The organism is Roseateles sp. P5_B10 (assembly GCF_056400485.1).
The window spans coordinates 1-13,513 of record NZ_JBFULE010000080.1 but is presented as its reverse complement, the minus strand read 5'-3'; the positions used below and the strand labels follow the sequence as shown (position 1 = coordinate 13,513).

Annotated in this window: 13 protein-coding genes; 3 read left to right on the top strand and 10 right to left on the bottom strand. The window is 66.3% G+C overall.

All coding sequences use genetic code 11. The features are described from left to right. The 8 genes from AC1DU6_RS08090 to AC1DU6_RS08055 all read right to left on the bottom strand — a co-directional run. Nucleotides 1-541, bottom strand: a 541-nt coding sequence (locus AC1DU6_RS08090; protein ID WP_477856606.1) for a Gfo/Idh/MocA family protein, incomplete at its 3' end; no start/stop codon positions are given. After that, a complete protein-coding gene (locus AC1DU6_RS08085) occupies nt 538-1,404 on the bottom strand; it encodes a class III extradiol dioxygenase subunit beta (protein WP_477856604.1) in 867 nt (288 codons plus the stop codon). The genes AC1DU6_RS08085 and AC1DU6_RS08090, both read right to left, overlap by 4 nt. 2 nt (nt 1,405-1,406) lie before the next feature. Further along, complete coding sequence (gene ligA / locus AC1DU6_RS08080) at nt 1,407-1,841, bottom strand: protocatechuate 4,5-dioxygenase subunit alpha (RefSeq protein ID WP_056197434.1); 435 nt, start codon at nt 1,839-1,841, stop codon at nt 1,407-1,409. Further along, nucleotides 1,841-2,755, bottom strand: coding sequence for an amidohydrolase family protein (locus AC1DU6_RS08075; RefSeq protein ID WP_477856602.1), 915 nt, complete (start codon nt 2,753-2,755; stop codon nt 1,841-1,843). The genes ligA and AC1DU6_RS08075 overlap by 1 nt, the downstream gene beginning before the upstream one ends. 4 nt (nt 2,756-2,759) lie before the next feature. Beyond that, on the bottom strand, nt 2,760-3,443 hold the full coding sequence (gene ligK, locus AC1DU6_RS08070) for a 4-carboxy-4-hydroxy-2-oxoadipate aldolase/oxaloacetate decarboxylase (RefSeq protein ID WP_477856600.1): 684 nt from the start codon (nt 3,441-3,443) through the stop codon (nt 2,760-2,762). Nucleotides 3,444-3,445: 2 nt separating this feature from the next. Further along, nucleotides 3,446-4,474: an amidohydrolase family protein gene (locus AC1DU6_RS08065; protein WP_477856598.1), complete on the bottom strand. Its 1,029-nt coding sequence runs from the start codon at nt 4,472-4,474 to the stop codon at nt 3,446-3,448. Nucleotides 4,475-4,492: 18 nt separating this feature from the next. Then, nucleotides 4,493-5,872, bottom strand: coding sequence for an MFS transporter (locus tag AC1DU6_RS08060; RefSeq protein WP_477856597.1), 1,380 nt, complete (start codon nt 5,870-5,872; stop codon nt 4,493-4,495). A 24-nt stretch (nt 5,873-5,896) separates the two neighbouring features. Continuing rightward, nucleotides 5,897-6,598, bottom strand: coding sequence for a substrate-binding domain-containing protein (locus AC1DU6_RS08055; protein ID WP_477856596.1), 702 nt, complete (start codon nt 6,596-6,598; stop codon nt 5,897-5,899). Between the two features lie 95 nt (nt 6,599-6,693). Here AC1DU6_RS08055 and AC1DU6_RS08050 point away from each other — a divergent pair, with 95 nt between their 5' ends. Next, nucleotides 6,694-7,596 carry a LysR family transcriptional regulator gene (locus AC1DU6_RS08050; protein ID WP_056197427.1) on the top strand — a complete coding sequence of 301 codons (903 nt, stop codon included), beginning with the start codon at nt 6,694-6,696 and terminating at the stop codon, nt 7,594-7,596. Here the strand turns inward: AC1DU6_RS08050 and pobA are convergent. Then, nucleotides 7,575-8,747 (bottom strand): 4-hydroxybenzoate 3-monooxygenase, encoded by a 1,173-nt coding sequence (pobA, locus tag AC1DU6_RS08045; RefSeq protein WP_477856608.1) that lies wholly within the window; start codon nt 8,745-8,747, stop codon nt 7,575-7,577. The two genes, AC1DU6_RS08050 and pobA, sit on opposite strands and share 22 nt — an antisense overlap. A gap of 105 nt (nt 8,748-8,852) precedes the next feature. Here pobA and AC1DU6_RS08040 point away from each other — a divergent pair, with 105 nt between their 5' ends. After that, complete coding sequence (locus AC1DU6_RS08040; protein ID WP_477856594.1) at nt 8,853-9,776, top strand: helix-turn-helix domain-containing protein; 924 nt, start codon at nt 8,853-8,855, stop codon at nt 9,774-9,776. On the opposite strand, the gene AC1DU6_RS08035 is transcribed toward AC1DU6_RS08040, so the two are convergent. After that, the gene (locus tag AC1DU6_RS08035) at nt 9,770-12,070 is read right to left on the bottom strand and encodes an ATP-binding cassette domain-containing protein (protein ID WP_477856592.1); all 2,301 of its coding nucleotides are present in this window, start codon (nt 12,068-12,070) and stop codon (nt 9,770-9,772) included. The genes AC1DU6_RS08040 and AC1DU6_RS08035 overlap by 7 nt on opposite strands. 274 nt (nt 12,071-12,344) lie before the next feature. Here AC1DU6_RS08035 and AC1DU6_RS08030 point away from each other — a divergent pair, with 274 nt between their 5' ends. Then, nucleotides 12,345-13,244: a hypothetical protein gene (locus tag AC1DU6_RS08030; RefSeq protein ID WP_477856591.1), complete on the top strand. Its 900-nt coding sequence runs from the start codon at nt 12,345-12,347 to the stop codon at nt 13,242-13,244. The last annotated feature ends 269 nt before the right edge of the window (nt 13,245-13,513 follow it).

The following is a 13,513-nucleotide window of genomic DNA, read 5'->3' as shown; positions in this document are numbered from 1 at the left end:
GCGCCGCGTGGTGCCACAGCAGGTGGTCGGTCCAGCTGCGTGCCTGGCCGAGCGCATTCATGTTGGTGCGGCGGAAGAAGTAGGTCTGCACGTCCATCTGCTGGACGTTGAACTCGCCGGCCGTGATCTTCTTGTGCACCCACTGGTGGCTGGGGTTGAAGCGCCGCGTGTGACCGCACATGGCGACCAGGCCGGACTTCTGCGCGATGCTGATGACCTCCTCGCCATCGGCCAGCACGTCGCACAGCGGGATCTCCACCTGCACATGCTTGCCCGCCTTCAGGCAGGCCAGGGTCTGGCTGGCGTGCATCTGCGTGGGCGTGCAGAGGATGACGGCGTCGACTTCGGGCAGAGCCAGCGCATCGGCCAAGTCGGTGGTGACGTGACCGATGCCGTATTTGTTCGCCACCTCGCGGGTCTTGTCCAGGTCACGGCTGATCAGCGAGACGACTTCGACGCCGGCTATGTTCTTGATGCCGTCCAGGTGCTTGATGCCGAAGGCGCCGGCGCCGGCCAGCGCAACACGAATTGGTTGAGTCATGTGTTCTCCAGAATCAGATGGCCGACCGCCGTGTTCGAGGCAGGCACGTGATAGAAGCGATGCGCGACGCGCGGTGCCGAGCCACCGTTGACGTCGGCCATCGCGCCGCGGGCGATCAGCCACATGACGAGCTCGATGCCTTCCGAGCCGGCTTCGCGCACGTACTCGTCGTGCGGTACAYGTGACAGGGCGTCAGGCTCGGCGATCAGGCGGTCCAGGAAGCGGTTGTCCCACTCACGGTTGATGAGGCCGGCGCGCGGCCCTTGCAACTGGTGGCTCATGCCGCCGGTGCCCCAGATCTGCACATTCAGGTCCGGCCCGAACGACTCGACCGCGCGGCGGATGGCCTGGCCCAGCATGAAGCAGCGCCGCCCCGACGGCACCGGGTAGTGCACGACATTGACCGCGAACGGGATGACGGTGCAGGGCCAGGCGCCCTTGACCGGGTCGGGCTGGCCACACATCAGCGACAGCGGCACGGTGAGGCCGTGGTCCACGTCCATCTTGTTGGCGATGGTCAGGTCGAAGTCGTCCTGGATGACGCTGTGCGCGATGTGCGCGGCCAGCTCCGGGTGGCCGATGACGGTCGGCACCGGGCGCGGGCCCCAGCCCTCGTCGGCCGGCTCGAAGCGGGCCGCGGTGCCGATGGCGAAGGTGGGAATCAGGTCGAGGCTGAAGGCCGTCGCGTGGTCGTTGTAGACCAGGAAGACGACATCCGGGCGGTTGTTGTCGAACCAGCGCTTGGAAGGTTCATAGCCCGCAAAGACGGGCTGCCAGTAAGGCTCGGTGGTCTTGCCCAGGTCCAGCGCCGCGCCGATGGCGGGCACGTGCGAGGTGTAGACGGATGCGGTGATGCGGGCCACGGTTATTTGTTCCCTGCTTTGCCTTGCGGCTGGCGGTGCGCCTGCGCGTCGCCGTCCTCGCCAACGCGGCGGTTGCCTTCCACGGAGCGGCCGCCGGAGATCATCATGTTGCGGTACTCCTCTTCGGTCATGCCCGTCATGCTGCCTGCCATCTGCTGGAAGCTCTTGCCGTCGGTCGCGCCGATCTTGGCCAGGAAATAGATGTTGCCGCCCAGGCGGATGCACTCGTTCAGGTCGCGCGCCAGCACGGCCGCCTTCTGCGCATCGGTCATCGGCCACTCGTCGAGATAGGCGCGCTCGTCGGCCTTGAAGCGGGCGCGGTTGTCGGCCTTCATCAGCGACATGCAGAACTGGTTCAGCCAGTAGCCCTTGCGGGATTGTTCGGCGTCGAAGATGGTGGTGCCGGGGATGTCGGTGTAGGACTTGTCGAGCGGCATCAGCTTTCCTCCGGCCAGTACAGGCGCATGGGGTTGTCCACCAGCAGCCGGCGTTGTAGCTCAGGCGTCGGGGCGATGTGGGGGATGAAGTCGACCAGCAGGCCGTCGTCGGGCATGTGGTCCTTGAGGTTGGGGTGGGGCCAGTCCGTGCCCCACAGCACGCGGTCAGGGAACTCGTCCATGACGCGGCGGGCAAAGGGCAGGACGTCGCGATAGGCGTTCTGCTCGCCGTCCAACGCGCGCGGGCCGGTGACGGACAGGCGCTCGGGGCAGCTGAGCTTGCTCCACACGTTGTCGTTCTCGCGCATGAACTTCAGGAAGAGTTCGAACTCGGGGCCGTCCACTGGTTTGCTCACATCCGGCCGGCCCATGTGGTCGACGACGACGGTGGTGGGCAGGGCGGTGAAGAAGTCCCAAAGCTCGGGCAGGTCGGCCGCCTCGAAGTAGATGACGACATGCCAGCCCAGCCTGGCGATGCGGGCGGCGATCTCCTGCAGCTCGTCCTTGGGCGTGAAGTCCACCAGCCGCTTGACGAAGTTGAAGCGCACGCCGCGCACGCCAGCCTCGTGCATGCGTTGCAGCTCGGCATCGCTGATGCCGCGCTTGATGGTGACAACGCCGCGGGCCTTGCCGCCCGAGCTTTGCAGCGCGTCGATCAGCGCGCTGTTGTCGGCGCCATGGCAGGTCGCCTGCACGATGACGTTGCGCGCAAAGCCGAGGTGGTCGCGCAGTGCGAACAACTGTTCCTTGCTGGCGTCGCAGGGCGTGTACTTGCGCTCCGGCGCGAACGGGAACTGCGCGCCGGGGCCGAAGACATGGCAGTGCGCGTCGACGGCGCCGGCCGGGACTTGGAAACGCGGTTTGGAAGGAGCGGCGTACCAGTCCAGCCAGCCGGGGGTCTTGGTGAAGTCCATGGTTTCAGTCGATGTAGCGCAGGCCGGCTTTTTCCAGCGGCTCACGCATCTTGTACATGTCGAGGCCAAGCACGCCGGAAGCCAGCTTGGCGCGCTTCTCGCCTTCGAAGCTCTCGCGCTTGAGGGCGGCTTCCAGCGTGTCGACCGCACGTGCGGACGGCACGCAGACGACGCCATCGTCGTCCGCCACGATGACATCGCCCGGCGTGACCCACATGCCGGCGCAGACGACGGGGATGTTGACCGAGCCCAGCGTGGCCTTGATGGTGCCCTTGCTGCTGATGCACTTGCTCCACACCGGGAAGCCCATCTGCTGCAGCGTCTTCACGTCGCGCACGCCGGCGTCGATGACGAGAGCCCGCGCGCCGCGGGCCTGGAAGGAGGTGGCGAGCAGGTCACCGAAATAGCCATCGGTGCAGTCGGCGGTGACCGCCGCGACGACGATGTCGCCGGGCTGGATCTGCTCGGCGGCGACATGCATCATCCAGTTGTCGCCGGGTTGCAGCAGCACGGTCACGGCCGTGCCCGACACCTGCACGCCGGCGTAGATGGGCCGCATATACGGCTTGAGCAGGCCCACACGGCCCATGGCCTCGTGCACGGTGGCCGAGCCCAGCGCGGCCAGGCCGTCGGCGGCCGTGCGGTCGGCGCGCTGGATGTTGCGGTAGACGACGCCCAGTTCGTACATGGTCAGAGCCCCTTGGCTTTCAGTTGCGCATCCAGGCGCGGGAAGACGCGGCGGGCATTGCCCTCGTAGACGGCGTGGCGGTCCTCTTCACTGAGGTTGGCCGTGGCCTCGACGTAGCGCTTGGTGTCGTCGTAGTAGTGGCCGGTCTCGGGGTCGATGCCGCGCACGGCGCCGATCATCTCGGACGCGAACAGGATGTTCTTGACCGGGATCACCTTGGTCAACAGGTCGATGCCCGGCTGGTGATAGACGCAGGTGTCGAAGAAGATGTTGTTCAGCAGGTGCTCGCTCAGCAGCGGCTTCTTGAGCTCCTGCGCCAGACCGCGAAAGCGCCCCCAGTGGTAGGGCACCGCGCCGCCACCGTGCGGGATCAGGAACTTCAGCGTCGGGAAGTCCTTGAACAGATCGCTGGTCAGGCACTGCATGAAGGCCGTCGTGTCGGCGTTCAGGTAGTGCGCGCCGGTGGTGTGGAAGCAGGCATTGCAGCTGGTCGACACATGCACCATGGCCGGGATGTCGTACTCGACCATCTGTTCGTAGATGGGGTACCAGTGCCGGTCCGACAGCGGCGGCGACGTCCAGTGGCCGCCGGAGGGGTCCGGGTTCAGGTTGATGCCGACGTTGCCGTACTCCTCCACGCACTTGACCAGTTCGGGGATGCAGGTGGCCGGGTCCACGCCGGGGGACTGCGGCAGCATGGCCGCGGGCACAAAGTGATCTGGGAAGAGCTGGGCCACGCGGTAGCAGAGCTCGTTGCAGATGGCGGCCCAGGTGGCGGACGTGTTGAAGTCGCCGATGTGGTGGGCCATGAAGCTGGCACGCGGGCTGAAGATGGTCAAGTCCGAGCCGCGCTGCTTCATCAGCTTGAGCTGGTTGGTCTCGATGGACTCGCGCAGCTCGTCGTCGCTGATCTTCAGCTCGCTGGCCTTGGGCGCGCGCGTCGGGTCCTTCAAAGCGGCGATCTGCAGGTCGCGCCAGGCGCCGAGGGCCGCCGGCGCGGTCGTGTAGTGGCCGTGGACGTCGATGATCATCAGAGCTTCTCCTTGTTGTCAGTGCGCGAGTGCCGTGCGGGCATCGCGGTCGTCGGCAAAGCCATCGGCATCACGCTTGATCCACAGCGCCGCGGCGGCAAGGGCGCCGGGTACGGCCAGCACCAGGAACACGGTACCGATGCTGGCATGCATGGCGGCCATTTGCGCCACCAGCAGCGAGCCCAGAATGCCGCCGAAGCGGCCGATGCCCAKCATCCAGGACACGCCGGTGGCGCGCGCATTGGTCGGGTAGAAGGYCGCCGCCAGCGCCGGCAGCGACGACTGCGCGGTGTTCATCAACACGCCGGCCAGGAAGACGCAGACGACCAGCGCGGCCACGTTGCCCGTCATCTGGCCGATGGACCAGATGGCCACCGAGGTCAGCGCAAAGCCCAGGGCAACGATGCGGTTGGGCTCGACGCGGTCCATCAGCCAGCCGAAGAACACGGCGCCGACGCCGCCCAGCGGGAAGAGGGCCGAGATCAGCGTCGCGGTGCGCGGCTCGATGCCGGCCTCCTTGAACAGCAGCGGCATCCAGTTGATCAGCGCGTAGAAGATCACCAGGCCCATGAAGTAGGCCACCCAAAGCATCAATGTGCCGAGGCGGTAGGAGCGGGCCAGCACCTGCGCCAGGCCGCCGCGTTCGTTGGTAACGACGCGCGTCTCGCTGAGCGTGAAGCGCTCGATCTGGTGCACCTGCGGGCCGGCGATGCGGGCCAGCGCAGCGCGGATGCGCTCGACCGGTTGGCGGCGGGTGACCATGAAGCGCACTGACTCGGGCAGCAGCGTCAGCAGGCCGATCGTCAGCAGCAGCGGCGCGATGCCACCCAGCACCAGCACGCTCTGCCAGCCCCATTGCGGGATCATCCACGCGGCCAGGAAACCACCGAAGGCCGCGCCCAGCGGGAAGCCGCAGAACATCAGGTTGGTCAGCGTGGAACGGCGCGCCGTGGGACAGTACTCGCTCATCAGCGTGACGGCGCTGGGCATGGCCGAGCCCAGGCCCAGGCCGGTGATGAAGCGCAGCACGCTGAGTTCCGTCAGGTTGGTGGCGAAGGCCGAGGCCAGCGTGGCGACGCCGAAGAGCAGCACCGTCACCGTCAGCACACGCTTGCGGCCCAGTCGGTCGGCGATGGGGCCGGACAACAGCGCGCCGGCGGCCAGGCCGAAGAGGGCGGCGCTCAGCACCGGCGCCAGCATGGGCTTGGTGACGCCCCAGTCCTTGATCAGCGACGGCGCGATGTAGCCGATGGCCGCGGTGTCGAAGCCGTCCAGCAGCACGACGAAGAAGCACAGCGCGAAGACCACCCATTGCCAGCGGGACAGCGGGTGGTCGTCGATGAGGCGCTGCACGTCCACGGCGCGGGCGCCGGGAGTGGGGATCGGTGAGGTCTGCAAGCTTGTCTCCTGTTGTCGTTGGGGTCAGCGCGCGTCCGAAGTCGCGCGCATGCCGTGTTGCCGTTTGATCGCCTCGGTGGCGGGGCTGGCCATGAAGTCCAGCAGGGCCAGTGCCGCTTCGGGCTGGGTCGCATGGGCCGTGATGGCGCCGCTGAAGCGGCTGACGATGTCGACCCCCGGCGGCATGCCGCCGAGCAGCGTGATGCCGGAAACATCCATCAGCTCGCTGTACTGCTGGAAGCCCAACTCGACCTCGCCGCTGGCCACCAGGCTGCCGACCGGCACGCCGGGGCGGGCCTGCACGAGGCGGGCCTTCAAGCTGTCGGCCAGGCCCCAGCGCTCGAAGAGCTTCATCAAGGCCGTGCCGCTGGGGCCGGTCGAGTAGCCGATGGTGCGGGCTTGCAGCACGGCGGCGCGCAAGGCGGTTTCCGTGCTGATATCCGGTTGGGCCGAACCGGCACGCACGGCAATGGCGACGCTGGAGTCGGCGATGGCGCGCACGCTGCCGGGCAGCAATCGACCGGCGGCGTCCAGCTTGGCGATGGCATCGCTGGCCAGCACAACCACGTCGAAGGCCTCGCCGTCGTGCACGCGACGCGCGGCATCCACGCCGCCGACAGACTCCAGATGCACGGCGGGCGCGCCGGTCTGCGCATGCGCCTGCGCGAGTGCCGTCAGCAGATGGCGCGTGGCCATGGACGAGATCAGGGTGAGGGCGGTGCTCATGGGGCGCGATTCTTCGCAGTGAAGCTCTGTCACGCTAGGTCTGGCTGCTGCTATCAGCTATAGCGATCCGGCATGGGCTCTGCCAAGATGCGCGCATGACGTTGAACCAGATCGAGTACTTCATCCAGGTCGCGGAGCACGGCAGCTTCAGCAAGGCCGCGCTGGTGTTGAACGTGGCGCAGCCGGCGCTGAGCCGGCAGGTGCGGGCGCTGGAGACGGAGCTGCACGAAACCCTCTTCCTGCGCAATGGTCGCGGCGTGACGCTGACCGAAGCCGGGCGCCGGCTGCTGGAGCATGGTCAGGGCATCCTGCACCTGGTAACGCAGGCACGCGAGGACCTCAGCGAGCACCGCAACGAGCCGGTCGGCCAGATCGTCGTGGCCATGCCGCCGACACAGGCGCGCATGCACACGCTGCCGTTGATCAGGGGTTTTACCGCCAGCTGCCCGCGGGCGCGCCTGGTCATCATGGAAGGCTTTTCGACCCACCTCACCGAGTGGCTGGTGTCGGGGCGGGCGGACCTGGCGCTGGTCTACAACCCCGAGCCGCTGCCGTCGCTGGAGATCCTGCCGCTGCGCGAGGAGTCGCTGCTGTTGCTGAGCCCGCCCGAGGCGGCACCGAGCGGGCCACTGACGCTGGAGGAGCTGTCGCGCTTGCCGTTGATCATGCCGCAGCGGGGCCATGTGTTCCGCAAGCGCATGGAGGAGGCCGCAGCGATGGCCGGCGTGCAGTTGCGCGTGGACTGGGAGGTGTCCAGCGTGCCGGCCATCCTCGACCTGGTCGCTGCCGGCCTGGGGCACGCGGCGTTGGGCGAGGACGTGCTGCGCGCTTTCGAGCATCCGGAGCGCCTGGCCGTCACCCGCTTCAAGGCCAGCGATGTGAAGACGACACTGTGTCTGGTCACGCCGGCGCTGAAGCGCTCGACGCCGCTGACGCAGCGGACGGCGGCGCTGCTGATGAAGCTGGTGCGTGAGCCCTACCAGGGCAGGCCGACGTAGTTCTCCGCCATCGACGCCATCGCGGCCTCGGAGCTGACGACGTATTCCAGTTCGGCGCGATGCAGCTTGGCATCGATCTCGGGCTCGTTCGGCAGGTTGTGCATCAGGCTGGTGAACCACCAGGAGAAGCGCTCGGCCTTCCAGATGCGCGACAGGCAGCGGGAGGAGTAGTGCTCGATGCCGGCTTCGCTCTTCTCGCGGTAGTGCTCGATCAGCGCCTGGGACAGATAGCGCACGTCGGATGCCGCCAGGTTCAGCCCCTTGGCACCGGTGGGCGGCACGATGTGGGCGGCGTCGCCGGCCAGGAAGAGGCGGCCAAAACGCATCGGCTCGGCAACGAAGCTGCGCAGCGGCGCGATGCTCTTTTCCAGTGAAGGGCCGGTGACGAGGGCCGCCGCCGCCGCAGGGTCCATGCGCGCGCGCAGCTCGTTCCAGAAGCGTTCGTCGCTCCAGTCGCCCACCTGCTCGGTCAGCGGCACCTGCAGGTAGTAGCGGCTGCGTGTGCTTGAGCGCATGCTGCACAGCGTGAAGCCGCGCTCGTGGCGGCCGTAGATCAGCTCGTGCGAGACCGGCGGTGTGTCGCTCAGCATGCCCAGCCAGCCAAAGGGGTAGACCTTCTCGTGCGTCTGGATGGCGTCCGCCGGCACGCTGGCGCGGCTGACGCCGTGATAGCCGTCGCAGCCGGCGATGTAGTCGCACAGGATTTCAATGCGCTCACCATTCACCGTGCAGCGCGCACCGGGTGCATCGCCGTCGAAGCCGAACAGCTCCACATCGGAGGCTGAATACAGCGTCTGTTCGCCCACCGCGGCGCGGGCTTCCATCAGGTCGCGCGTCACCTCGGTCTGGCCATAGACCATGACCGACTTGCCGCCGGTCAGCCGGCTCAGGTCGATGTGATGGCGCTGGCCGTCGAACATCAGCTCGAAGCCGTGGTGCACCAGACCTTCGGCATGCATGCGCGCGCCGACACCGGCCTGATCCAGGAGGTCGACGGTGGTCTGCTCCAGCACGCCGGCGCGGATGCGGCCGAGCACATAGTCGCCCGTCTGGCGTTCGACGATCAGGTTGGCCACGCCGGCCTTGTGCAGCAATTGGCCGAGCAGCAAACCCGACGGCCCCGCGCCGACGATGAGCACCTGGGTGCGCAATGTCTTCATGTCTCGCTCCGTACTTCTTCGATGCCCGTGAGCGTAGGACGGAGGCACCGTGCGGGCAATGGACGCCAGGAACGTGCACTTGCACAATTCGAACCTATGCCAAAGCCCCAGTCCGTCACGTCGCCACCTCTGTATGAGCTTTATGGCGAGCTGGGGCGGGATGAAGCGCTGGATGGTCTCCACATGGAGTCCATCGCCGATCGCAGCCGATTGCACAATTGGGAAATCCAGCCGCACCGGCATGCGGCGCTGGTGCAGCTGCTGCTGATCGAGTCCGGCACGGCGCGCGTGCAGATCGACGGGCAGCTGCTGGAGCTGCGTGCGCCCGCCGTCGTCTGGGTACCGATGCTGGTGGTGCATGGCTTCGCGTTCTCGCCGGAAACTGAGGGGCACGTCATCACGCTGGACCAGGCGCGGATCAGGAGCCTGATCGGCGGCTCGCGCGGCCTCTGGGAAGGCTTGGGAGCCTCGCGCGGCGTGGCATTGGAAGCCGGCTCACCCCACGCGCAGACGCTACTTGCGATTGCCCGCGTGCTGCGTGCCGATTACGCTGGCACGTCACCCTGGCGCGCCCAGGTGCTTGACGGCGCTGTGCTGATGGCAGCCGCCCTCATAGCCCGGCTGCCTGCGCTTGCTGCGGAAGCGGCGGAAACTGCCGAGCCCGAAGGTCGGGCCATGCAGCATCTGGCCCGCTACCGCGAGCAGGTCGAGCGCCACTACCGCAGCCACCCGACCCTGGACACGCTGGCGGCGCCGCTGGGCATCACGACGACGCAGCTCACCCGCCTGTGCCGCCAGCATCTGAACTGCTCGCCGCTGGACATGCTGCACCAGCGCCTGTTGCTGGAGGCCAAGCGTGAACTGAGCTATACGACGTTGCAGGTACRCCAGATCGCCGATGGCCTGGGCTTTGCAGACCCGGCCTACTTCACGCGCTTCTTCCAGCGGCTGACGGGGCAGTCACCGAGTGGCTGGCGGGCCGACATGGCGTCGCGCTCGATGGTTACCCGAAATCATTGAGCGCTGCCAGAACCCTGCGAATTTGCATACCTTCTCAGATGCGTGGCCGTCTCACCTGAGCCCGTCGCGGCCATCTCCGCCACGGGGCCCTCGAACACCACGCGACCGCCGAATCGGCCAGCTTCCGGCCCCATGTCGATCAGCCAGTCTGCCTGGGCGATCATGTCCAGCTGATGTTCGATCACGACAACGGTGGCGCCGCGTTCGATGAGTTGGTCGAGCAATCGAAACAATCGATCGATGTCCGAAAGATGCAGGCCTGAGGTGGGTTCGTCGAACACATAGATTCGGCCCGACTGGCCCAGCTCCGTGGCCAGCTTCAGGCGTTGCCGTTCCCCGCCCGACAGGCTGGACAAAGGTTGGCCGAGCGACAGGTAGGCGAGCCCGACTTCATCGAGGCGGGCCAGCGCAGGCGCGATCTCCGGTTCGGCAAAGAAGGCGCTTGCTTCAGCCACGCGCATCGCCAGCACTTCGGCGATGTTCTTGCCGCGCAGGCGGTACTGAAGAGCCTCGTCAGTGAACCGGCGCCCTCGGCAGCGCTCACAGATGCTGACGATGGGCTCCATGAATGCGAGGTCTGTCTCCGTAGTGCCAAGGCCTTTGCACGCGGGACAGGCGCCGCCCGAGTTGGCGCTGAACAGCGACGCGCTGGCCGCGTTCGCCTGGGCAAAAAGGCTCCGGATGGGATCGAGGATGCCCGTGTAGGTCGCCGTGTTCGAGCGACGCGAACCTGTGATGGCACCCTGGTCGATGCACACGACCTCGGGGTAGGTGCGGGCGAAAGCGGCGTTGATCAGGCTGCTCTTGCCCGAACCGGCCACACCTGTCACGACCGTCAGAACGCCCATCGGGATCGAAACGCTCACGTTCTTCAGGTTGTGCTGAGTGGCGTGCGTGATCGGCAGCCAGCCCGATGGAGTGCGCGGTGTGGTGTTGATGCGCGTCGGGCGAGACAGGCTGCGCCCCGTGGGCGTGTCGGCCTGCCGCAGGGCCTGCACATCGCCCTCGAAGACCACGGTGCCGCCTGCGTCTCCAGCGCCCGGGCCAATGTCGATGACGTGGTCCGCCGCCACGATGACGTCAGGGTCGTGTTCCACCACCAGCACCGTGTTGCCCTTGTCGCACAGGTGGCGCAACAGCTTGYTCAGGCGCGCAACGTCGCGCGGGTGCAAGCCCACGCTGGGTTCGTCGAAGATGTAGCTCATGTCGCTGAGGCCGCTGCCCAGGTGGCGAACCATCTTCACGCGTTGGGATTCCCCGCCCGACAGGCTCGTCGTTTCTCGGCCGAGGCTCAGGTAGCCCAAACCGATGTCAACCAGATGCTGTACCCGGTAGGCCAGCGCCGGCACCATGCTGGCGGCAAGCGGCGCATCGACCTGGCCGATGACGGCCAGCAACTCACCCACCTCCATCTCGCACCAGTCGGCGATGTTCCTGCCGTCAATGCGGCAACTCAACACCTTCTCGTTGAGGCGCGCCCCGTGGCACCGCGGGCAAGGGCCGGCCGTCACCAACTGATCCCATTCGGCGCGGTCCAGCCCTTTGACCTCGCTGATGTTGCGGGTCAGGAAGTTGCGGCGGATGCGCGGCAGCACGCCCTCGTAGCGGCTGGTCGGTGGCCAGCCTGGCCCGGGGTTCAGGATGGGTACGTCCTGCGCGTGGAGCAGCGTCTCCCACTCCTCGTCGGTGTAGTCCTTCAGCGGCTTGTCGTTGTCGAACAGGCCGCTGTGGACATAGCGCTTCCAGCGGTAGCCGCCGACGGCGAACGCGCTGAAGCGGATTGCTCCCTGGTTGAGCGAGCGCTGCCTGTCGAACAGCCGGTCGATGTCGATGGTGTCGACCTTCCCCAGGCCCTCGCATCGCGGGCACATGCCGTCAGGGTGGTTGAACGAGAAGATGTTGGAGTAGCCGACGAAGGGCTGCCCCACCCGCGAGAACAGCAGGCGGATCAGCGCGAGGATGTCGGTGGCCGTGCCGACCGTGGAGCGCGCATTGCCGCCCAGGCGGCGTTGATCGATGACGATGGCCGCACAGAGGTTCTCCAGCACGTCGGCATCGGGCTGGGCGTGATGCGGCAGGCGGTGCCTCACGAAGGTGGAAAAGGTGTCGTTCAGCTGCCGCTGCGACTCGGCTGCAATGGTGTCGAAAACGAGTGAAGACTTGCCCGAGCCCGAGACTCCTGTGAACACGGTGATGTGCTTCTTCGGGATGTCGACGCTGACGTTGCGCAGATTGTTCTCTCGGGCACCGACGATGCGGATGAAGTCGGTGGACGGCGATGGATGTTTCAGCACGGAGGAGCTCTTTGCCTGCATGGACAGCGGCGGCAATCAATGTGCCCAGCTGCGGCGAACGCCTAGCAAACGTTCGTCCTGCCTCTGCCAGGGCAGAGCGCTGCCTGACCCTGCGGGGGTTCGACCACTGGAAGCGGCTTGGCCCTGACGTGAACATCGTCCAATGAAACCTCACCTCGCGCGCCAGTCGGATTGACGAGAGGTTTGCAGACCTTCTCTAGCGCCTGGTGCCGGGCGATGAGCAGGATTGCGACTCCGCTGTGGCGCGCTCAAAATGATTCAGATGGACCTGGGGCCTTCAATTGTTCATCGTCGGTTGATCAGCCGTCGTGCCGCGATGCTGGGCTTGGGTGCCACCCTCGCTGCCCCGTCCATCGCAGGCCAGCTTCTTGAAGTCGTGTATCCACGTACGCACGAACGGCCCACCGATGGCACGCCGTTCAAATTGCTGACAGCCGCGTTGGAGGCTTCTGGACGTCCCCACACTCTTCGAGTGAGCGAGGCGCCGCTGCCGTCGATGAGGGCTTTTTTGGAACTCAAAGGCGGCGGTGTCAATGTCATGGACACGGGTGCATCGCCAAAGGTGGCTGAGCGTACTCGGATCCTCCCCTTTCCACTGGATCTAGGACTGAGCGGCTACCGCCTCATGCTGGTACGTCGCGATCGACTCGACCGCCTGAGGGCCGTGCGTGAACACGATGACCTTCGGCAATTGGTTTTCGGTCAGGGGCGTGATTGGGTGGACTCCAGCATTCTGCGAGCCGCTGGGCTCAAGGTGCAGGAGGCAGAGTTCTTGCACCTGTTCCGTATGCTGGAGGCGGGTCGATTCGATGCCTTCCCGCTGGGAGCCGATGAGGCTGGCATGTTGTTGGACATGTTCGGCCACCTGGCGCCATCGGTAGTGTTGTTCGAGGATTGGTGTGTTCACTACCGGTTCGCGCGCGTCTTCGCTGTGCGTCGAGACGAACCGGCGCTGGCTGATGCTTTGAACGAAGGCCTGAGCAGACTTTTCGTCACGGGCCGCGCGAGAGAAATCCTGGCTCGGGATGCTCGCATCGGCCCGCTGCTCGACGGCCGCAGACGGCTACCTGCGTCAGTCTTTGAACTCGACAACCCCCTCTGGACGGCGCCCTTCCGGGCGATTCCCGAAGCATTGTTTTTCAAGCCGCACTGACCAACGGCCGCGGCGAAATCCGTTCCTTCCCCGGTAGGCAGCGCAAAACGGCGGGCTGGCGCCCCTCAAAGCCTGTCATGCGGGTCGGCCCGCCGAATCGGCTTGTTGGCCGTGGACCCGGCCTCGCAGCTTTTTTCCGGTGGACCCCTTGGAGCCTTTCCGAGGCCACAAAGGAAAAAGGACCTAGAGGCTTTCGCTTCTAAGTCCTTGATTTCTCTTCTTATTTTTGGTCGGGACGGCGGGATTCGAACTCGCTACCCCTTGCACCC